The 20,674-nt window shown below is 61.1% G+C and carries 14 protein-coding genes; 8 read left to right on the plus strand and 6 right to left on the minus strand.

The features are described 5' to 3' along the window. Window positions 1-28: 28 nt before the first annotated feature. Window positions 29-2,545 carry a TonB-dependent receptor gene (locus GV829_RS00150; RefSeq protein ID WP_343042840.1) on the minus strand — a complete coding sequence of 839 codons (2,517 nt, stop codon included), beginning with the start codon at window positions 2,543-2,545 and terminating at the stop codon, window positions 29-31. 283 nt (window positions 2,546-2,828) lie between these two features. Here GV829_RS00150 and GV829_RS00155 point away from each other — a divergent pair, with 283 nt between their 5' ends. The 5 genes from GV829_RS00155 (at window position 2,829) to GV829_RS00175 (ending at window position 9,672) form a co-directional block, all read left to right on the plus strand. Then, window positions 2,829-3,503 (plus strand): GntR family transcriptional regulator, encoded by a 675-nt coding sequence (locus GV829_RS00155; protein ID WP_169943272.1) that lies wholly within the window; start codon window positions 2,829-2,831, stop codon window positions 3,501-3,503. Between the two features lie 63 nt (window positions 3,504-3,566). Further along, complete coding sequence (locus tag GV829_RS00160) at window positions 3,567-4,517, plus strand: hydroxymethylglutaryl-CoA lyase (RefSeq protein ID WP_246202911.1); 951 nt, start codon at window positions 3,567-3,569, stop codon at window positions 4,515-4,517. Window positions 4,518-4,522: 5 nt separating this feature from the next. Next, entirely contained in the window at window positions 4,523-6,571 is a 2,049-nt protein-coding gene (locus GV829_RS00165; protein ID WP_169943274.1) for a hydantoinase/oxoprolinase family protein, read from the plus strand. A 16-nt stretch (window positions 6,572-6,587) separates the two neighbouring features. Then, the gene (locus tag GV829_RS00170) at window positions 6,588-8,474 is read left to right on the plus strand and encodes a hydantoinase B/oxoprolinase family protein (protein ID WP_169943275.1); all 1,887 of its coding nucleotides are present in this window, start codon (window positions 6,588-6,590) and stop codon (window positions 8,472-8,474) included. A 7-nt stretch (window positions 8,475-8,481) separates the two neighbouring features. Continuing rightward, window positions 8,482-9,672: a CaiB/BaiF CoA transferase family protein gene (locus GV829_RS00175; RefSeq protein WP_246202912.1), complete on the plus strand. Its 1,191-nt coding sequence runs from the start codon at window positions 8,482-8,484 to the stop codon at window positions 9,670-9,672. A 39-nt stretch (window positions 9,673-9,711) separates the two neighbouring features. On the opposite strand, the gene GV829_RS00180 is transcribed toward GV829_RS00175, so the two are convergent. Further along, window positions 9,712-10,365 (minus strand): DsbA family oxidoreductase, encoded by a 654-nt coding sequence (locus tag GV829_RS00180; protein ID WP_169943277.1) that lies wholly within the window; start codon window positions 10,363-10,365, stop codon window positions 9,712-9,714. Window positions 10,366-10,570: 205 nt separating this feature from the next. Here GV829_RS00180 and GV829_RS00185 point away from each other — a divergent pair, with 205 nt between their 5' ends. Beyond that, complete coding sequence (locus tag GV829_RS00185) at window positions 10,571-12,043, plus strand: S41 family peptidase (RefSeq protein ID WP_169943278.1); 1,473 nt, start codon at window positions 10,571-10,573, stop codon at window positions 12,041-12,043. Here GV829_RS00185 and GV829_RS00190 read toward each other — a convergent pair. From GV829_RS00190 to GV829_RS00200, 3 genes are all read right to left on the minus strand, one after another. Further along, complete coding sequence (locus tag GV829_RS00190; protein WP_169943279.1) at window positions 12,040-13,035, minus strand: alpha/beta hydrolase; 996 nt, start codon at window positions 13,033-13,035, stop codon at window positions 12,040-12,042. The two genes, GV829_RS00185 and GV829_RS00190, sit on opposite strands and share 4 nt — an antisense overlap. Continuing rightward, window positions 13,032-14,660: a family 43 glycosylhydrolase gene (locus GV829_RS00195; protein WP_169943280.1), complete on the minus strand. Its 1,629-nt coding sequence runs from the start codon at window positions 14,658-14,660 to the stop codon at window positions 13,032-13,034. The genes GV829_RS00190 and GV829_RS00195 overlap by 4 nt, the downstream gene beginning before the upstream one ends. A 102-nt stretch (window positions 14,661-14,762) precedes the next feature. Continuing rightward, window positions 14,763-17,600 (minus strand): TonB-dependent receptor, encoded by a 2,838-nt coding sequence (locus tag GV829_RS00200; RefSeq protein WP_169943281.1) that lies wholly within the window; start codon window positions 17,598-17,600, stop codon window positions 14,763-14,765. Between the two features lie 200 nt (window positions 17,601-17,800). Between GV829_RS00200 and GV829_RS00205 the strand changes: the two genes are divergently transcribed. Both GV829_RS00205 and GV829_RS00210 read left to right on the plus strand, forming a co-directional pair. Beyond that, window positions 17,801-19,177, plus strand: a complete 1,377-nt coding sequence (locus tag GV829_RS00205; RefSeq protein WP_425505425.1) for a pectate lyase family protein — start codon at window positions 17,801-17,803, stop codon at window positions 19,175-19,177. Next, complete coding sequence (locus tag GV829_RS00210) at window positions 19,174-19,584, plus strand: cupin domain-containing protein (protein ID WP_169943283.1); 411 nt, start codon at window positions 19,174-19,176, stop codon at window positions 19,582-19,584. The genes GV829_RS00205 and GV829_RS00210 overlap by 4 nt, the downstream gene beginning before the upstream one ends. On the opposite strand, the gene GV829_RS00215 is transcribed toward GV829_RS00210, so the two are convergent. Next, a complete protein-coding gene (locus GV829_RS00215) occupies window positions 19,581-20,597 on the minus strand; it encodes a hypothetical protein (protein WP_169943284.1) in 1,017 nt (338 codons plus the stop codon). The two genes, GV829_RS00210 and GV829_RS00215, sit on opposite strands and share 4 nt — an antisense overlap. Window positions 20,598-20,674: the final 77 nt, after the last annotated feature.

Genomic DNA, 20,674 nt, shown 5'->3' on the forward strand with positions numbered 1-20,674 from the left:
CGGCGAATGCCGACTCTGCTTTTTCAAATCAGAAGCTGAACCGGCCTTCGACACCGATCAGACGGCGGGCACCCGGCGAAGCGAAAGAACCACCAAACTCGATCGCAGGGATGACCTCATTGAGATATTTCCGGTTCAGCAGATTTTCCGCGAACACCGCAACACCCCAATTGTCTCCGCTGATGCCGGCGCGAAGGTTGAGGACTCCAAAGGCCTCACGCCGGGCAACATCATAGCGTGCATTGCCGACGAAGGCCGGCAGGGCGAGCGCCGAGATCGGCAGCAGCCCGCTGAACAGGGTCGGCGATTCCGCATTCTGGACCGTGTGGAACCAGGTCGGACCGGTGATGCGATAGTCCGCGCGGAAGTTGAAATCGACCGAATTGCTCATCGGGAATTCGATGTCGGTACCCAGGTTGATCGTGTAATCGGCGGTGTAAGGAGACTTGTTGCCGACTGTCGATGGACGCGAGCTATTCTGGCGGATCTCGCTGTCGGTCATGTTGACCGAACCGAACACCCTCCAGCCATCGATGATGCGGCCTGTCAGGTTGAGTTCGACACCCTGTACCCGCACTTGGTCGATGTTGGAAACAACGCGCAACAACCCGAAGCTGCCGACAAAGAACTCAAAGAACTGCATGTCGTCGATGTCGGTGTGGTAACCAGCCAGATCGAAGGTGATGCGGTTGTCGAGCAACGACCCCTTGATTCCCACCTCAAATGCGCTGGAAACTTCCTTGTCATATTGGTCGGTAATCAGCACCGACGAACCGACAAAGGCGTTGTTGGCAGCGATGATGGCGCCGGAGCCCTGGTTGTTGAAACCACCGGATTTGAAACCAATGCCCCAGTTGGCATAAATGTTCGTGTTTGGTGCCGGCTCCCAGCTGAGGGTGATTTTCGGTTGCAGCTGACGATAGGTTTCAGACTGTGGCACAAATGCGCCAAAGGCCTGGCCCGGATTGATGGGGCCACCGGTGAACGGGTCGGTGGCTGTTGGAACCAGGCTGCGGCTGGACCGGTCTTCGATATCATAACGCAGGGCGATGCCAGCAGTGATGCTGTCGGAAAGCTCATAATCGGCCGAACCGAAAATCGCGTAAACGTTGGTCTTGAACGCATCTGCCAGCAGAAGTGACGTCGGATTGCTGGACGTCGGGGCATTGTAGAGCCCGGGAATGATGCCTTGACCGAGGTCGGCGCCAAGGCTCACGCCCGTATCACGATTGATATGCAGGAAATAGCCACCCAGCTGCCACTGCAACGGCCCGTCACTGTTGGAAGCCAACCGCACTTCACCGCTGAAGTCTTCCTGATTGCGGGTCTGATACTGGGTGCCGTCACAGGTTGTCGGCGAATAGGCGCCAAAGGTCGATCCGGTCGCTGGGTTGAAGATGAATGGAACAGGCGATGTGCCAATGGCTCCCGGCGGATTGACCGGATAGCCGGCGAGCGCCTGTGTCGAGGCAAAGCATTGAGCGACGCCCGCATTGCCGGTTGGCAAGGCGGCGCTGATATAACGGGCGAAATCAGCCGATGTGCCGTCGGCGGTCAGAGCCTGCTCAACCTTGGAATACAGCGCCCAAGCAGTGAGGCCTACCGAACCGAAATCATGTTCCAGCTTGATCGACGCATCAAACGAGGTCTGGTCATTGGTAGGGCGGATATTGCTGTAGTAACGGAATTCGTGGTCGTTCACATTTTCGTAGAATGCCGGATTGACCCCGGCAAAGGCTGGCACGTGAAAGACCGAGTTGAAGTTGATCGAAGCACCCGACAAATCTGCATAGCGCGCCTTGATGTCGATGCTGGTTGCATCGCTGAGGTCGGCCATGATGCGGCCATCAATCGCCCAGGTACGCTGGTCATCGACCACCTTGCGGTCAAGGAAAAGGTTGCGGAAGAAGCCATCCGTGGTGGAATAATAACCTGACAGGACGAAGCCCGCGTTCTCGCCGATCGGGCCGGAAATATAGCCGGTGCCCTCAAAGCTGTTCTCATTGGCGTAACGGGCAGTGACTTCGCCTGACAGCACATCGGTCGGGCGCAATGTGGATATGACAATGGCGCCCGCAGCGGCATTGCGACCGTAAATGGCGCCCTGCGGACCCTTGAGGATTTCAATCTGACGCAGCGTGCCCTGAACCTGATTGAGCTGGGCCGTGTTGGTCTTGAGAATGCCATCAACCACCAGCGCAACCGAGCTTTCGGCGTCGCGGGCACCGTTGATACCGCGAATGTTGATCTGTGTGTCACCAGCTTCGGCTGTACCGGTCACGATGGTCACTCCCGGCGTCAATTGCGCGAAACCGGCCGCAGCATTCACGCCGGTGTTGGCAAGCGTTTCGGCTGTGATCACGCTGACTGATGCAGGAACATCGACAAGCCGCTCATTCTGGCGGCGCGCGGTGACGATGATCGCGTCTTCCTCGGCACCGTCCTCGACAGCGGCGTCCTGCGCCTGTGCGGCGGCTGGCAGTTGAACGAGCGCGGCAAGCGCCACGGCGGAAAGCAGGGTCAGTCTGGTAGCGCGCATCATCATTCTCCTCAGCGGGCACCGCATGGGCGGGCCATGTCTCCTCTGGACGGGAAGAAACTCCGGTGGTTGGGCCAGCGCAGCTGTGCAGGTCTGGCGGCAAAGGCCGGGGAATGATCCTGCATGATGGTAATGGACGACAGCGAATACCCGGCGAGGCAGAGCCACCTCACCACCGATTGCATCCCCTTGTCGAACCAGTTCTCCATCGATCGTTACGGACCCCGAGCTTGCTTGATTGCTGGTCTATTGTATACAATTGCATCAGGTCAAGCGATTTGGAGTTCCGATGTCAAAGGCATCCGACCGAGCCTATGCGCAGATCCGTTCCATGATCCTGTCAGGCGAACTTCCTGCCGGGGCACAGTTGGGCGAGATCCAGTTGGCGGAACGCTGCGGCGTTTCCCGCACACCGGTGCGCGAAGCCTTGCGCCGGCTCGAAGCGGAGGCTTTTGTTCGCCGCACCGAATCGCAACGCAGTTTTGTCGCCGACTGGTCGCTGAACGACGTCGCGGACGCATTCGAACTCCGCGGGATGCTGGAAGCCCACGCGGCCCGACTCGCCGCCACGCGATTGACCGAGGCGGCTATTGAGGCGTTGCGCCAGTGGAATGGGCGCCTTGCCCAGGCCATTTCTGTCCACCCACCGGATATCCCCGCTTTCCTCGAGGCCAATCGGCAGTTCCACGCCATCATTACTGAAGCCGCTGCGTCGCCGCGGCTGAGCAACATGCTTGCCGGCGTTACCGAACAGCCGGTGGTGCTGCGGACGGCCCGGAATTATGACATCGACAATCTCCGCCGGTCATGGCGCGAACATGACGAACTTCTCGCCGCTTTTTCGCATGCTGACAGCGAATGGGCTCATGCCGTCATGATTGGCCACATCCGCCGCGCTTTCCACAGCTATGCCGAAGCCCATCGCAATCATCGAGCCCAGGCCTATGCCGATGCCGCAGAGTGACCCGGGCCAGTCAGGCGCATGTGAGGGGTTGATTTTGTATACAATCCTGCAATGTGTGCCGACATGAGTGATCAAGCCCCCCTGCCCGCCAGCATAGAGATGGTCGAAGTCGGCCCGCGCGACGGCTTGCAAAATGAAAAGGCGCTGGTGTCAACAGCTGACAAGCTGTCGCTGATCACCAAGGCGCTGGATGCCGGTGTTCGGCGTATTGAGGTGGCGAGCTTCGTCAACCCCAAGAAGGTTCCGCAGATGGCCGATGCAGACGATGTCTGCGCTGCCCTGCCCCACCGGCCCGACGTCACCTATATCGGTCTGGTAATGAACCAGCGCGGCGCCGAACGCGCCCTTGCCACCGGCCGCATTGACCAGCTTGGCGCGGTATGCGTCGCGAGCGACCGCTTCGCCATGGCCAATCAGGGCCAGACAAGCGACGAGTCGGTCGAAGCGGCAAAGGCGATCATCGCGCTGGCCCGCGACGCCGGAAAAAGCGGTCAGGCGACGATCGGGGCCAGCTTTGGCTGTCCGTTCGAAGGGGAAGTGAGCGAAGACCGCGTGGTGGCCATGGCCGCGGCACTGGCCGAAGCCGGCCCTGCCGAGATAGCCCTGGCCGACACGATTGGTGTAGGCGATCCTGCCCGTGTCACCCGTCTCGTTACTCGCGTGCGCGCGGCGATTGGTCCCATTCCGCTGCGCCTGCATTTCCACAACACGCGCGGCACCGGCCTGGCCAATGTATGGGCCGGGGTCACATCGGGCGCGACGACGATTGACGCTTCTCTGGGCGGGCTTGGTGGTTGTCCCTTTGCACCGGGCGCCGCCGGCAATGTTTCAACCGAGGATGTCGTTTACATGCTCGAACGCGCCGGAGTCCGGACCGGACTCGATCTCGATCAGCTCATCTCTGCCAGCCAATGGCTTGGCACCATCATGCAAAAGCCCCTGCCCGGGATGGTCAGCCGCGCCGGCACCTTTCCCAAGGCAGGGGAAAGCGAAACAGCGAAACTGGGAGCATAATCACCATGGCCTATCGCCTCGGCGTCGATGTCGGCGGGACCTTCACCGACCTGTTGCTGTTCAACACCAGCGACGGCTCCTTTTGGCGGCACAAGACGCCATCGACCCCTCACGACAGCAGCGAGGGCATTCTGAACGGGGTCACCGCCATCTGTGCCAAGGCCGGTATCGCGGCCGCACAGGTTGATGCGCTGTTGCATGGCACCACCGTGGCCACCAATGCCGTTCTGGAAGGCAAAGGGTCTCGCGTCGGGCTGATCACCACCGAAGGCTATCGCCACATCATGCAGATTGCCCGCAGTTATGTGCCGGGTGGTCTGGCTGCATGGATCATCTGGCCAAAGCCGACCCCGCTTGCCGCGCTGGAGGACACGGTCACCGTCAAGGGCCGCATCGACAGTGATGGCAACGAAATCCGCCCGCTCGACGAGGCTGACGTTCGCCGCGCCGTCGCTACGCTTAAGACACAGGGGGTCGAAGCGGTCACGGTCAGCCTGATCAACGCCTATGCCAATGGCGCGCAGGAAAGCCGGATCGGCGGGATTGTCAGCGAGATGATGCCCAATGTGCCCGTATCGTTGAGCCACGAAGTCCTGCCGGAAATGCAGGAGTATGAGCGCACGCTGACCACCGTCGCCAATGCGGCAGTCCGCCCGGTGGTGAGCAAATATGTTTCGAACCTGCGCGAACGGCTCAAGGTCGAGGGGCTTACCGGCAAGCTCTCCCTGCTCCGGTCGGACGGTGGCCTGATGTCAGCTGCCAAGGCGGAGGAGCATCCGGTCAACATCCTGATGTCGGGTCCGGCGGGCGGCGTCACCGGAGCGATCTGGGTCGGCCGCAATGCAGGGATCAAAAATATCCTGACGCTCGATGTCGGCGGCACGTCGACCGACGTGGCCCTGATTGAAAATCTCGAGCCGCGCCGTGTGCGCAATACCGATGTCGGGCACCTCTCGGTCCGCGCCTCCTCGCTCGATGTGAAGACGGTTGGCGCCGGTGGTGGCTCGATCGCCTATGTCCCTGACCTGACCAAGGCGCTGCGCGTCGGCCCGCAATCGGCGGGCGCCGTGCCCGGCCCGGTCGCTTATGGCAAAGGCGGCGACCTGCCAACCGTGACCGACGCCAATGTCGTCCTTGGCTACCTGCCGGAAAATCTCCTCGGCGGCACGTTCCAGCTGGACCGCGAAGGCGCCAAGCGGGCAGTGCAGACCATTGCCGACGCGCTGGGCATCGACCTCATGGCCGCCGCGCGTGGTATCATCGACATCGTCAACGAAAACATGTTCGGCGCGCTGCGCATGATCTCGGTGCAGCAGGGCTATGACCCCCGCCACTTCGCCCTGATGGGCTTTGGCGGTGCCGGACCGCTGCACGTCAACGCGGTTGCCCGGCTGATGGGCAGCTGGCCAGCCGTCTCCCCCGTCTCTCCCGGCGTGCTGTGTGCATTGGGTGACGCCACCACACGGATGCGCACCGAAACCGCGCGCAGCTTTTCACGCCTGGCCTCGACCGCCAGCACCGATGAGCTTCAATCTATCCTCAACGAGATGGCTTCGCAGACACGCGGCGAGCTGATCGCCGATGGTGTGCCCGAGTCGGAAATTGAAAGCAGTTTCGAAATTGACGTCCGCTATGCCGGACAGGCTTTTGAAGTGCCGCTGACCATCACCCCCGACGTGCTGGCGCGTGACGGAGTGCAAGGCCTGCTCGACCGTTTTGATGAAGAGCATAACCGCCTCTTCACCTTCAACATGGATACGCCGCACGAAATCGTGAACCTGCGCGCCGTCGCCTTGGGTCGCACGCTTGACCTGCCGGCACAGCAACTGCCCACGGGTGACGGCAACCCTGCCGCCGCCAAGCTGCGCGATCACACGCTGTGGATGGACGGACGCGAACAGGCGGCTGTCATCTATGACCGCTCAAAACTGCGCCAAGGGGATGTCATCCCCGGCCCGGCCATTGTCATCGAAATGGACTCTACGACGCTGATCGAAAGCGGCTGCGTCGCCACCGTCGATGCCGTTGGCAACATCCTGATCAACCTGGCCTGAGAAGAGGACGCGACCCATGCCCGCCACAATCATCCAGTCCAACACCACCCCGTTCAAGCAGGTGCCGATTGACCCGGTAACGCTCGACATCATCGAAAATGCGTTGCGCAATGCCCGCATAGAGATGGATGCCACGCTGGTCCGCACCGCCATGTCACCCGGCATCCGTGAGCAGGGCGACGCCTTTCCGCTGATCGCCGACCACACCGGCAAGATGATCGTCGGCCAGTTCGGCAGCTACATCGGCCCGTTCCTCGAAGGATTTGACGGCACTGTCGAGGAAGGTGACATGATCTTCCTGTCCGACCCTTATTCGGTCGGCGGCGCCATTTCCCACTCGAACGACTGGCTGGTGCTGCTCCCCGTGTTCAAGGATGGCCGGGTCATCGCCTATACGTCCATGTTTGGCCACCAGAGCGACATTGGTGGTCGCGTCGTCGGTTCGATGCCGATCAGCGCACGCTCAATCTTTGAAGAAGGCGTTCGTATCCCGCCGGTCAAGATCTGGAAAAAGGGCGAATACAACGAGGATCTGATGAAACTCGTCATGCACCAGACCCGCAAGCCGGACTGGTGCCAGGCTGATCTCAATGCCCTCATCGCCTCGTGTCGGGTCGCTGCACGCCGCGTCATCGAAATGGCAGAGCGTTTCGGTGACGATGTCTATGTTTCGGCAACACAGGAATTGCTCGCCCGCAATCATCGCGCGATGTCGCAACTGATCGGCATGGCTATTGGCGAGGAACCGGTCAGTTTCGAGGACTATATCTGCGACGACGGCGTTGGTTACGGGCCCTACAAGATCAAATGCACCATGTGGCGCGAAGACGGCAAGGTCATTCTCGACTTTGACGGCACGGATCCGCAATCAGCCGCTTCGATCAATTTCTATCTCAATGAATCCATGTTCAAGATGTTCTTTGGCATCTACATGATCATGGTCTTTGACCCGCAGATCCTGTTCAACGACGGCTATTATGACCTGATTGACGTCCGCATCCCCGAAGGGTCACTGCTCAAGCCGAAATTCCCGGCAGCACTGTCTGGGCGCACCCATGCGCTGGGCCGCATCTTTGACATATTGGGTGGCCTGCTGGGTCAAAAGACCCCCGAATTCCTTAATGCGGCGGGCTTCTCGTCTTCGCCACACCTCTTCTATTCTGGCAATGACAATCGCCCGGGCAAGGGCGGCGAATGGTTCCAGCTGTTCCAGATTGGCTTTGGCGGCATTCCCGGTCGTCCGCTGGGCGACGGGCCTGACGGTCACTCGCTGTGGCCCGGCTTCACCAACGTCCCCAACGAGTTTCTGGAACGCTATTTCCCGCTGATCATCGAACGTTATGAGACAGAACCTGATAGCGGCGGAGCCGGCCTGCACCGAGGCGGCAATGGCATTCACATGACCTATCGCTTCCTGCAGGGCGGGACCATTTCGATCCATGATGACCGCTGGTTCGTGCCGCCATGGGGCGTGAATGGCGGTGCCCCGGGCGAGCGGGCGCGCAAGATCCTCGAAAAGGCGGATGGCACGACGCAAATCGTCGGCAACAAGGTAGAAGATGTCGTGGTCGAAGAAGGCGATCAGCTGCACTTCATCACCTGGGGCGGCGGCGGCTGGGGCGACCCGCTGGAACGCGACCCGGCATTGGTCGGCAAGGAAATCACGCAAGGGTTGGTGACAGTATCCGGCGCCCGCGCATATGGCGTTGTTGCGCATGAGGATGGCAGCATTGATGCCGCGGCGACCGAGGCATTGCGCGCCGAAATGAGGGCCAGCCGCCCGCCATTGCCGCTGTTCGATTATGGCCCGGGTGTCGAGACCCTGCGCGCCAATTGCGAAGCAGAAACCGGCCTCGCCGCCCCTCGCCAGCCCGTCTGGGCCTTGGCGCAAGCAGCGGAGTGAGCGACAGGTGACCAGTCAGGGAGCCCTCGCGGGCCTGCGTGTAATTGAACTCGGCCAGTTGCTGGCCGGACCGTTCTGCGGCCAGTTGCTTGGCGACATGGGCGCGGATGTCATCAAGGTGGAAGCGCCCGGCGCCGGGGACCCGATGCGTGATTGGGGTCTGGGCGATGACAAGGTGCAGTGGGAAGTCATTGCCCGTAACAAACGCTCTGTCTCGGCCAACCTGCGCGTGCCCGAGGGGCAGGCACTGGTGCGGCGTTTGATCGCGCAAGCGGACATTCTCATCGAGAATTTCAAGCCGGGGACGATGGAAAAATGGGGCCTTGGCCCAGATGTGCTGTTGGCCGAACAGCCCGGGCTGATTATTGCCCGCATGTCCGGTTATGGCCAGACGGGCCCCTATTCCGACCGTGCCGGCTTTGGCGGAATTGGCGAAGCCATGGGCGGGTGGCGCTACATCGTCGGCGAACCCGACAGGGCACCGAGCCGGATGGGCGTTTCAATCGGTGACACGCTGACCGCCACTTATGGCTGTATCGGCGTGCTGGCCGCCCTGCATGTCCGCGAACGCACGGGCAAGGGCCAGGTAGTCGATGCCGCTCTCTATGAAAGCGTGTTGCAGGTTATGGAGGGGCTGGTCCCCGAATATGACCGTACCGGCTATATTCGTGAACGATCAGGTTCGATCCTGCCGGGCATCGCGCCATCCAACGTCTATCGCTGCAAGGACGGCGAGTTCATGATCGGCGCGAACAAGGATTCGCTGTGGCAGCGTCTCGCCACCGCGATGGGCCGGCCTGAACTTGGCAACGACCCGCGCTTTGCCACCCATCTGGCGCGCGGCGAAAACCAGACGGAGATCGACAAGCTGGTCGATGACTGGACCCGCACGCTGACCATCGACGAGGTCGAAGCGCTGATGATCGAATACTCGATTCCGGCCGGCCGCGTCTATCGCGCGCCGGACATGATCGCCGACCCGCATTTCCAGGCGCGCGAAGCGATCATCGAGGTGGAGACACAAACGCGGGGCAAGCTCAAGATGCAGGGCGCCTTCCCCAAACTGTCCGCCACGCCGAGCGGCGTTCGCCGACCTGCCCCGGCAGAGGTGGGCCAGCATAATGCCGAAGTCTATGGCGAGTTGCTGGGAATGGGCGAAGGCGACATCGCCGATATGCAGGCCAAGGGCATCATGTGATCATACGCGATGGGTGAGGCACGGACCCGGCTTGCCGCCTCACCCCTCCGCTGCAATTCGGCGGAGGGCCTTTTCGAACGACGCCGGCGGGTGACCGCCGGAAATCATGTATTTTCCGTTGATGATCACCGCCGGCACAGCGCTGATACCTTCACGCCGCCAGTAGTTTTCCTCGCCGCGCACGTCTTCGGAGAATGTGTCGTCGGCCAGCACCGCTGCCGCGGCGTTGCGGTCGAGACCCGCCCCATCGACTGCGTTGAGCAAAGCCTCATGATCGGCGACATTGCTGCCATCGGTGAAATAGGCTGTGAACAGCGCCATTTTCAGGCTGTGCTGCGCGCCTTTCCCCTGCGCTCCCGCCCAATGCAGCAAACGGTGGGCGTCAAACGTGTTCCAGATGCGCCCTTTGGGGCGGAAACCGATGGTGAAACCGACTTCAGCGGCACGCTCGACAATATGGCTGCGATTGGCAGCTGATTGCTCAGGGCTGGCGCCATATTTGCGCCGGACATGGTCGGCGAGCCCTTCACCTTCCGGCGGCATGTCAGGATTGAGTTCAAAAGGATGGAACACGATCTCCGGCTCAATCTCGTCACCTATTGCCGCCAGCGCCTCTTCCAGTCCTTTTAGGCCGATGACGCACCAGGGGCACACCACATCGGAAATGAAATCGATCCGCATCGCCTGGGCCACCGTCTTCCTCTCCCTCTATCCTGCACGGGCAACAGACTGCCACAGCGGCAGGCCGCTGTCCCCTGCCATTTTTTGCGAAACACGCCCGCCATCCTGCCGGGAGCGCATCCGGCCTTTCCCACCCGGCCAGCTTTGATTAACAGGGGCGCCATCACGATTGCAGGCCCCGCATGCGGGGATTGCCAAGTTTCAGGTGTTGTCCCGAATGCGCAAATTCGTTGCTTATCCCGTCATCGCCTCCCTGCTGCTCACCGCCTGTGGTGGTGGCGGGACCAGCAGCAGTGGCGGCACCGGCGGCGGCTCGGGCGGCGGCAGCAGCGGCGGTACATCGACAGGCTGCAGCTTGCGCGAGCGGCAGGACTGGGCCCTGGCGACCCTGCGCGAATGGTATCTGTTTCCCGATGAGCTGGCCACCAATGTCAATCCGGGCAATCATGCAACGGTACAGGATTACATCGATGCCCTGACCGCACCAGCCCGAACATCGGGCAAGGACCGTTTCTTTACCTACATCACCTCGATCCAGGAGGAGAACGCCTTCCTCGCATCCGGATCGAGTGCCGGTTTTGGCATCCGCCTGACCTATGACAATGCCGCCCGCCGCGTGTTTATCACCGAAGCGTTCGAAGGTGCCCCCGCCCTCGCCGCCGGCATTGACCGGGGCGACGAAATTGTCGCCATCGGCACCAGCATTGCCACGCTGCGCCCGGTGAGCGAGATCATGGCCGCAGAAGGGGCTGGCGGTGTGACGAACGCCCTCGGCCCCTCTACGGCTGGCACCACCCGCGCCCTCAGGGTCAGCGGCCCTTCGGGTTCGCGCGAATTGACGTTGGCCAAGGCCGACTATTCGCTGTCCCCGGTCAGCAACCGCTATGGCGCCCGCATTCTCGATGATGGCGGCAAGCGGATCGGCTATCTCAATTTCCGCACCTTCATCAGCGCCGGCGATCAGCAATTGCGCGACGCTTTTGCCAGTTTCCGGGCCCAGGGCATCACCGAATTTGTCATCGACCTGCGTTACAATGGCGGAGGGCTGGTCTCGACTGCCGGCCTGTTCGGTGATCTCTTGGGTGGCGCACGATCCAACGCTGATGTCTTTTCGCGCACCACCTTCCGGCCGGAAAAATCTTCCAGTGACTCTGTCGATTATTTCGCCCCGCAGAGCCAATCGGTCTCCCCGGTCAAGATCGCCTTCATTGGCACCGGCGCCACCGCCTCAGCCAGCGAGCTGGTGATCAACGGCATGGTGCCCTTTTTCAACAGCGCCAATCTCGCGCTGATCGGCGGCAACACCTATGGCAAGCCGGTCGGCCAGGTCGCCATTGACCGCAGCGCCTGCGATGACCGGCTGCGGGTGGTCGCCTTTGCCACCGCCAATGGTGCAGGCAATGCCGCCTATTACAATGGACTCGCTTCATCGGTCGGCACCAGTTGCCGTGCTGCTGACGATTACACCCTGCCGCTTGGTGACCTGCGCGAAGCGTCGATCCGTCAAGCGGTGGATTTCCTTGGCGGGCGCTCCTGTACCGCCATTGCCGCAGGAACCGGGGGTGACACGGCGATAGCTCCCGGCACGCCATCAGGCCAGTTTGCCGTGGACGCCATCATCAGCGAGCCGGAACCGCTCATTCCGGCTCGGCCAACACCGGCCCAGCGCGAAGTGCCCGGCCTGTTCTAGCCCAGCCCCATCGTCGCCGCCCAGTCGCGAAACAATTCCGGCCAGGCCTCGACAGGTTTGCCGATGGCTTTGCGCAGACCAAATCCGTGGCCCCCATGCTGAAAAAGATGCGTTTCGACCGGAACGCCTCTTGCCCGCAATGCCGCGCGCAGCAACAGGCTGTTCTCCACCGGCACAACCTCATCATCCTCGGCATGAAGCAGAAAATGGGGCGGGGCATCGGCGGGCACATTGCGGTCGGGTGAATGGGCGGCGACCAACGCCGCTGACGGGCCAGGACCCAGCAAGTGCAGGCGTGATCCGGCATGGGCGATGCCATCAACCATGCTCACTACCGGATAGACAGGCGCCGCCAGCATCGGCCGTGCCGAAAGCGCATCGAACCGGTCAATTGGCGCATAGACCGGTGCGGCAAAGCGCGCGGCGAGATCAGCGCAGACATGCCCGCCTGCCGAAAAGCCCATCGCCGCCACGCGCAAAGGATCCACGCCAAAGTCGGAGGCGCGGTGGCGGATGAGGCGCATCGCCCGCTGCGCATCGGCCAGCGCAACATCCGCGCCGGCCGCCCAACCCTCTCCCGGCAAACGGTAAAACAGGACAAAGACGGTGAAACCGCGGGCACTCAGCCAGCGGGCGATTTCATAACCCTCCTTGTCAATCACCACCCAGCGATAGCCACCGCCCGGCGTCACCAGCACCGCTGCGCCATTGGGCCGGTCGGGCCGGAAAACCGCCATACGCGGTCGGCTGATGCCGAATACCGCGCGATCGGAGAGTTGCGGATCGGTTGACCGTTCATTGACTGTCTCGACCAACGGAACAGCAGGTACGCCCGGCGCACCATCAGGCCAAAGGTCAATCGTCTCGACCGGCTCGACCAGCCCGTGTGAAACAGCCCGCGCTGCCACCGGAGGCGGTGTTTGGGCCCTCACCGCACCAGCGATGGCTGTCGCGGCGCCGGCTAATATCATGGAGCGACGATCAATCGTCATAAAGCCTCATAGCGGAATGTCCGGAACCGCGCCTGCCCCTCACCCGCAACATAGATGGCCGGTTTCAGCGCAAGGAAGTCATAGGCGACATTGTGGTGATAGCCGGAGACCTCCATCTGCACGTCAAATTTCCGCCAGACTGGATCCCCCGGCTCGCGGGTGTAGAGCGTCAGGATATTCTCCAGATTGGTCAGGCGTATCTGCAATCGCCGGACGGCGCGGCCATCGCGCATCAACGCCCCACGCGCCCTTTGCAGTCCATAACGGTGCATGACCAGGCCATTCGGGCCAAGGCCCAGCCCGGCATAAAGGCGCCGGTTATAGAACAGCAACAAACCTGCCTCAGCCCCGCCCTCCAGCTCAATGTCAATCTCGCAGGCATAGCTTTGGTCCCCCGTCACCACACAAAGGGGCGAACTGTCTGACGGCGTCTGGCCCTTGCCGGCCAGAAGCATGGCTGGCCCCGCTGCATCGCGATCAAAGCGGACTCGCCCCCCTTCACCCGCGGCGGGATCGTAAAAGGCCCATGTCTGGCCGAAACGGTCGGAGGAAAAATCGTCCGAAAGAGCCATGCCATGGGACTGCTCGCCCAGATCCAGCGGCTTGCGCAAGGACCGGGAGAGGTCCCCGCCACGCGGCCTCAACCAGCCATCACGCGTCCATTCCACCGGTTCCAGCAACGTCTGGCGACCCAAGGTCCAATAGCCATTTTCATAGCCGTGATAGATCATCCACCACTCGCCATTGCCATCCTCAAACGGCGTGGCATGACCCCGTGACCACCATTTCTCCCGCGCGCTTTGTGTTCGGATCAGCGGGTTGCCGGGGTCATTCTCCCACGGACCGGCCAGCGAGCGTGACCGGGCCATGATGACCATATGCCCGGTTGGCGGACCAGCGGTGCCGCCCACTGCCGTAGTCATGTACCAATAATCCCCCCGCTTCATCAGCTTGGGACCTTCCGGCGCAAAGGTTTCGACCACCCAATCCTCTGGATAGCGCCATGGGTCATAGACATGTTCAATGCCGCCCACAGTCGACAGACCGTCTTCGCTCAGGCGGATGCGATCCCCGTTGGACAGGAACAGCCAGCGGCTGCCATCATCATCGGCGACATGGCACGGGTCGATATGCTGGTTGAGATACAGGTCGACGGGATCGGACCATGGGCCGTCAACATGCTCTGCGGTGATCACATAGATGGATTTGTATGTCGCGGTGCGGGCCGGGATGTAGCAATAAAAACGGCCCTGATGATGGACCAGATCAGGTGCCCAGACCGAACCGATTGGCTTATGCAATGCCGCCGAACGCGGTTTCCAGTTGACCAGATCGCGGCTGTGCCAGATCAAAATGCCTGGATAGGCGTCAAAACTGGAAAAGGTCAGATAATAGTCCGCGCCGACCCTGATCAGGGACGGATCGGGATGGTCGCCCGCGACAATGGGGTTGAGGAACCGCCCGTTGCCTAGATCGGCGCGGCGCTGACCTTCGATGCCCCGTCGCCAGCGCATCGTCGCCCAGGGATCAAGCGACGACGATGACCGCGAACCCTGGGCCAGCACAGGCCCCGGCACCGCGACATCCAGTGCCAGCAAGGCACCGCCGGAGGCCAGCCCGGCCATCCACCTGCGTCGATTGATCACATGCCCTCTCCTGCAATGACAAAGGGCCGGAACCAGCGGTGCGGCATGGTCCGGCCCTTCATCAATCGACTGTGTCGCGCATCAGATTTTCAGGCGCGCACCGAACAAGATGGTCCGACCGAAGTGGTTGTTCTCATAATTGCGGTCCGCATCGAAATCGGTGAAACGATACCGATATTCATCGGTCAGGTTGATGCCTTCGACCGAGACCTCGATATTCTCGGTGATCGCATAGCGGACCGAAGCATCGACATTGACCGTCGAACCATAGCCTTCAAATACATTGCCGGTGCCCGAATTGGCATCGATGAACCGGCTGCGATAGCTGACCGAAGCGCGGGCGCTGAACGGCCCTTCCTCGTAATAGAGCGTGCCATTGTAAGCGCGCTTGGACAGGCCGAACAGCGTCGCCGAACGGGTTGCCGCAATATTGCCGCCACCCGGCACCACCGATGGCCCCTGAACCGTATAATCGGCGTCGGACGTGACAAAGGTCGCGTTGGCGATGATGCCGAAATTGCTCAGCTTGCCCGGCAGGAAGCGCAACGGCATTTGCAGCGACAATTCCATGCCGTCGAGCCTGGCTCCGGCACCGTTGCCAATGCTGTTGATGGTCCAGGGTTGGGCTTCGGGATTGACCGCTGCCGGGGAGCCAGCGGCGATCAGCGAGAGCGGCAGGCCGGTCGAGGCAAAAGTGCCCGAACGCGATGCCGAAATCGGGAAACTCGACACATCCTTGCGGAACAGCGCGACCGAGAAGATCGACTGCGGTGCGAAATACCATTCCAGGGCCAGGTCATAGGCGGTGGCGCGGAAGGGTTCGAGGAACGGATTACCGAAATTGACCCGATAGTTGAAACCGTCAACCGAACCGCCGGGGGTCAGGTTGCCCAGCGTCGGCCGGGTCATCACGTCCGATGCGGCGAAACGCACGATCAGGTCTTCCGCAGGGAACAGGGCCAGGTTCATCGACGGCAACCAGTCATCATAGCTGCGGCGAACCGTCGTCGCGACACCATTGTTCAGGCCAACGGAGCTCTGCCGTGTCTCAACATAACGGACGCCGGCATTCATCGCGTAATCGATGCCGAACAGCGTCCCTTCATTGTTGAACTGCAGATAGCCGCCACGCACCGATTCAACGACGCTGCGCGTGTTGCCGGCATCAACCCTTGGCGTAATGCCATAGAGGCCGGTGAAGGTCGTCGATGTGGCGAGGTCAGGAACAATCCAGGTTGACGTTGTACCATCCGGCTGACCTGCGTTGCCCAGTGTGACAGTCTGCGACAGCGCGGCCGTGCCCGGGTAGCCGTAGACAGCGGTCGGCCCAAAGGCGCTCGACGGGGAACATGTGATGGCTACTGACGTGGTGATGCGCGGGGCACCACCATTGCCACAGATCACCGTGTCGCGCTGGAATGCGACTGTATCAAAGGCAAAGCGGCGATAGACGGCACCCGCAAGGATGCTGAACCCTTCACTGACGTCCCATTCGGTACGCAATTGCAGCGTGCGGAACTTGTTGGTGACGTTTGACGGGCGATCACGGATTTCAGCCAGCTGGAAATTGGCGGGATCGGTGACGCTGGTGCCAAAGCTGATCAGCGGGCGGCCCATGTCGGTATAGTCGTAACGGAAATTCTGGGCGTCACGATCATCATAGATCATCGTCGTTTCAAGCGGGATGCTGGCATCGGACTTGGACAGGCCACCCAACAGGGTGAAACGGAAGCTGTCACCGACCTCCTGCTCCCATTCACCGCCGATCTGATAGAATTCGGTGGTCGATTCACGACGGTAATTTTCTGTGCGCACCCAGGCATCGTTGAAGGTGCCGGAAATCATGTTGTTGTTGGCGTCATAGGTCGGGCTGATCACATTGATCGACCGCTCATTGCCGCGGAACAAGACTTCCAGCCATTGCTCGCCGCGCACTTCCTCGAAGCGGGAAAACAGGCCGTTGATCTCGAATTTGGTCGAATCGCTGGGTTCCCATTGAACGGTCCCGGTCAGGCCGAGACGGGTCTTGTCATGAGAGATGACGCCATAGCGCGGAATGCGCGGGTGAAACGACAGAGCAGCCCGGTCGCAGGCCGCGCTTGCGACATAGCTGCCGCCACTGTTGGCGGTGGTGAAACAATTGGTGGTATCCACGGAATCAAAGCGGGCCTGGGCCCAGCGCACCGTATTATTGCCCAACTGCAGGGTGCTGGCATCCGAATAGGCAGCGGAAAAGCTCGCGCCGAAAGTGCCCTCGTCATTGCGCCAGCTCAACAGGCCCGCGAGGCGTGGGCCCAGCGTGTCCGACAAGTCATTATAGCTGCCCTGGATCGACAACGCGCCAGTAAAGCCGGCCCGGCCGGCCAGCGGGTTACCGGTGTTGAGATCAACCACGGCACCGAGCGACCCTTCGTCAAGCGAGGCTTCGGCCGTCTTGCGCACGACGATCGAGTTGAACAGTTCGGAGGCAAAGACGTTGAAGTCAAAGGCGCGATCGCGGTTGGCAGCCGCCCCGTCAGTCGAGGTTGCTACGGTTTCCAGACCATTGACCCGGACGCGGGTGAATTGCGCGCCAAGGCCGCGCACGGTGATCGCCCGGCCTTCGCCACCATCACGCTGGATCGAGATGCCGGGAATGCGCTGGAGAGACTCTGCAAGATTCTGGTCCGGGAATTTGGCCATATCCTCGGCGACGATGGCATCGACCGCCGCAACAGAGTCGCGCTTGACGTTCAGCGCGGCCTCAAGGGACTGACGGAAACCGGTGACAACAATGTCGCCGGCATCCTCTGCGCTGACACTAACCTCATCGGATGCGGTCGTGGCATCCTGCGCGTGGGCCGCGGTGGCCAGCCCGGTGGCGCAGCTCAATACCAGCGCGACGCGCAAGGCGGAAATTCGCGAAAACGGCCTCTTCATTGGCTTTAACCTCCCTGCGACGCCGCACGGAAGGACTTTAGCACAGGATGCGGGCGACTCGAATCGCATCCATCCCGTCAGCCTCTCCCCTGCGCGTCCTGTTCTAGACGTCTCTTGTCACGGCGCCCTTTTGGGTAACCGGTGTCATTGGTTATTGCAGGGGACGCCCGCTTCTGTCAAGCAGTGTGCGGGAGAGAGTCATGCGCCGATTTTTCATATGTCTTCAACTCATTGCTTTTGCTTACTTTTTGGCAAACGCACCGATCGAATCCGCCCAGGCTCAGGCTCGCGGGGTGGCTCTAGCTGGCACTCTACCCGCACCAACCAGCGGCGGTGCCGGCGGACGCATCATCCGCGTCACAAGCCTCGCCGCCTCCGGACCCGGCACGCTCCGCGAAGCGCTCGACGCCACCGGCCCACGGATCATAGTTTTCGAAGTCGGCGGAGTGATCGACCTCGGCAGATCAACCCTGAGCATCAGCCAGCCCTTTGTTACCATTGCAGGCCAGACTGCGCCCAGTCCCGGCATCACCATCATCCGCGGAGGCATCGACGTCAGAACCAACGACGTCATCCTCTCCCACATCCGCGTGTACACGGGTGCCGACGGCCAGCCACGCCGAAGCGGCTGGGAAGCCGACGCCTTGTCTACGGTCGCAGCTGCCAATGTGTGGATTGATCAATGCAGTTTCCTGTGGGGCGTTGACGAGAACATGTCCGCGTCTGGTCCGCGCTTTACTGGCAATTCGGTTGAGGAATGGCGCGCCGGGACCAGTCGGAACATTGTCTTCAGCAACAATCTGGCCGCCGAAGGGCTCGCGGATTCAAGCCACCCAAAGGGGGAACACAGCAAAGGCTCACTGATCCACGACAATGCAACCGGCATTGTCTTTTACCGCAACGTCTGGGCCCATAATGTCGAGCGCCATCCGCTGGTCAAAGGTGGCGCGCAGGTGCTCATGATCAACAACCTTATCTACAATCCGGGTCATCGCGCGCTGCACTACAATCTGATGGCGCTGGAATGGACCGGCCAGCCCTATGTCGACGGCCAGATCACCGCGATCGGCAATGTCATGCGCGGCGGCAATGATACGGACGAAGGCCTGCCCTTCCTGATGTTGGGCGGCGACGGAGACCTGAGCTATTACGGCAGGGATAATCTAGCTGTGGACCGGCATGGCAATGCCCTCCCCCAATTCGGGCGCTACGGCGAAACTCGCGCCCGCCTTATCCATGCGCGTCGTCCGTTGGCCCCGCTCGACGGCTATCGCATTCTTGAAGCTCGGGACGTTGAAACCTCGGTTCTGGCAACGGCAGGTGCCCGACCATGGGACCGCAGCGCCGATGACATCCGCGTCCTTTTCTTTGTGGCCGAAGGACGCGGAGACATCATTGATGATGAGAGTGAGGTCAGCAGCTATCCCGCGTCGACCCCGACCAACGCAGCCTTCATCGAAGGGCAATGGGACCTGGCGACCATGACCCCCCTGTCTGGCCGATACCCGGGCCAGACGGCTTTTGCCGCGCCACAGGAAAACCTGTCCCCCCGCGATCGGCGGAGTCGAGGGGAATGAGCCTTCTCTTGACCCTGTTGCTCGGCACCGCGCCGCCCATGGTCGTGGTTGACGAACAGGATGTCATGCGTCGGGAGCCACCACCTCATGGAGCGATCGGCATGTCAACCGCATGGCGAATCAGCGATGTCGTGCCCCAGCCCCGAACAATGGAATTCCGACGCCGTGCTCTCGACCCCGGCGCAGCCATAGGCGAACACCTTATTGATCATGATGAAGTCTATTACGTCCTTTCGGGGCGCGGCGAGGTCACCTCTGACGGCGTAACGTCAGTCCTGGAACCGGGTATGGCCGCCTATCTTTACAGCGGCGCTGTGGTTGGGATCCGCCAGACCGGGGAGGTGCCACTCAATCTGATCATCGCCTACCCGGTCACACAGGCCACAGCCGCAGGTTCGCGCCCCTAATCAGCGATCCAGGCCAGCGGCCAGACATTGGGAGAGGATTGAGCCAAAAGACTGGCGGCCTCCTCAAGATGCGAGCCTGACGTTGCCACATCGTCAACCAAGATAACCGGCCGGGTGATGGTTTCGGCCAACTTCATCCGGGGTCTCCGCACATTGGTCGCGGGATGCGACGTCCCTTTGACAGCGATCGGTTCAAATGCCTCCTGAAAATCGACCTGCATCAGTTCCGACATTCGCTTGGCAACCCGGCAACTCAAGCACCCCGGTCCAGAATGGCCGCACGGCACCGGTACGATGATGGCATTGCCAACATCGCCGTAAATCTCGCGGACAATCCCTGCCAACTCACTGGCAATCGCATCGACAAAGGGAATGGAGCCCCTCAACTTCAAGGCCTTGAGCGCGTCAATCTGAAACCGCTTGATCGACTTGCGCCATGTCCGGACTCCGAAATAACGGCGATTGCCGCGCCTGAGCATGCGTGGCTGATGCAACAAGGTTTCCAGAAGGAATTGTTCAACAGCCAGAGGGTCATGCGCTTGGGCATCCGCACCGGCCACTTGCGGCTCCACAATATGGCCGATGGCTGGCATCGGCTTGTGCGTTTCACGCACATTCGGATCAGTGGCGCGCTTTTCCACGAACAATGTCATCATCATATCGATGATATCACCAGACATTTGGGCCAGCTGCTGCACTTTGGCCTGACGTCGAGGGTCGACCATCCTTGGCTCGAAATCAACGCAAACCAGACCGACGTAATTGCCCCTGCCCAGCCGTGCATCAGTGCATAGCGGGGCGCCAATAACATAGCGGAACTGCGGGCCTGACCTGACAAATCCAGCCAAGCTTAACTCGGGGTGCTGCGCTGTATCCCCGACTTCAAATACGCTGGGGCCCAAGTCGACATAATCATAGTCATTACTATCCCAATGCATTGCCCGGGAAACGGTCAATCCATGAGAGGCGAGCAACAGCCAATCACCCCCATGCGTCAGATAAACAAAGCTCATCGGCGTATCGCAGATGGAGGCCGCAGTTCGAGCAACTCGCCCGAGTATCTCTGTTGACTGAGGGGACATCAACCGCT

It is taken from the genome of Sphingomonas lacunae, from assembly GCF_012979535.1.
Taxonomy (GTDB): Bacteria; Pseudomonadota; Alphaproteobacteria; order Sphingomonadales; family Sphingomonadaceae; genus Sphingopyxis; species Sphingopyxis lacunae.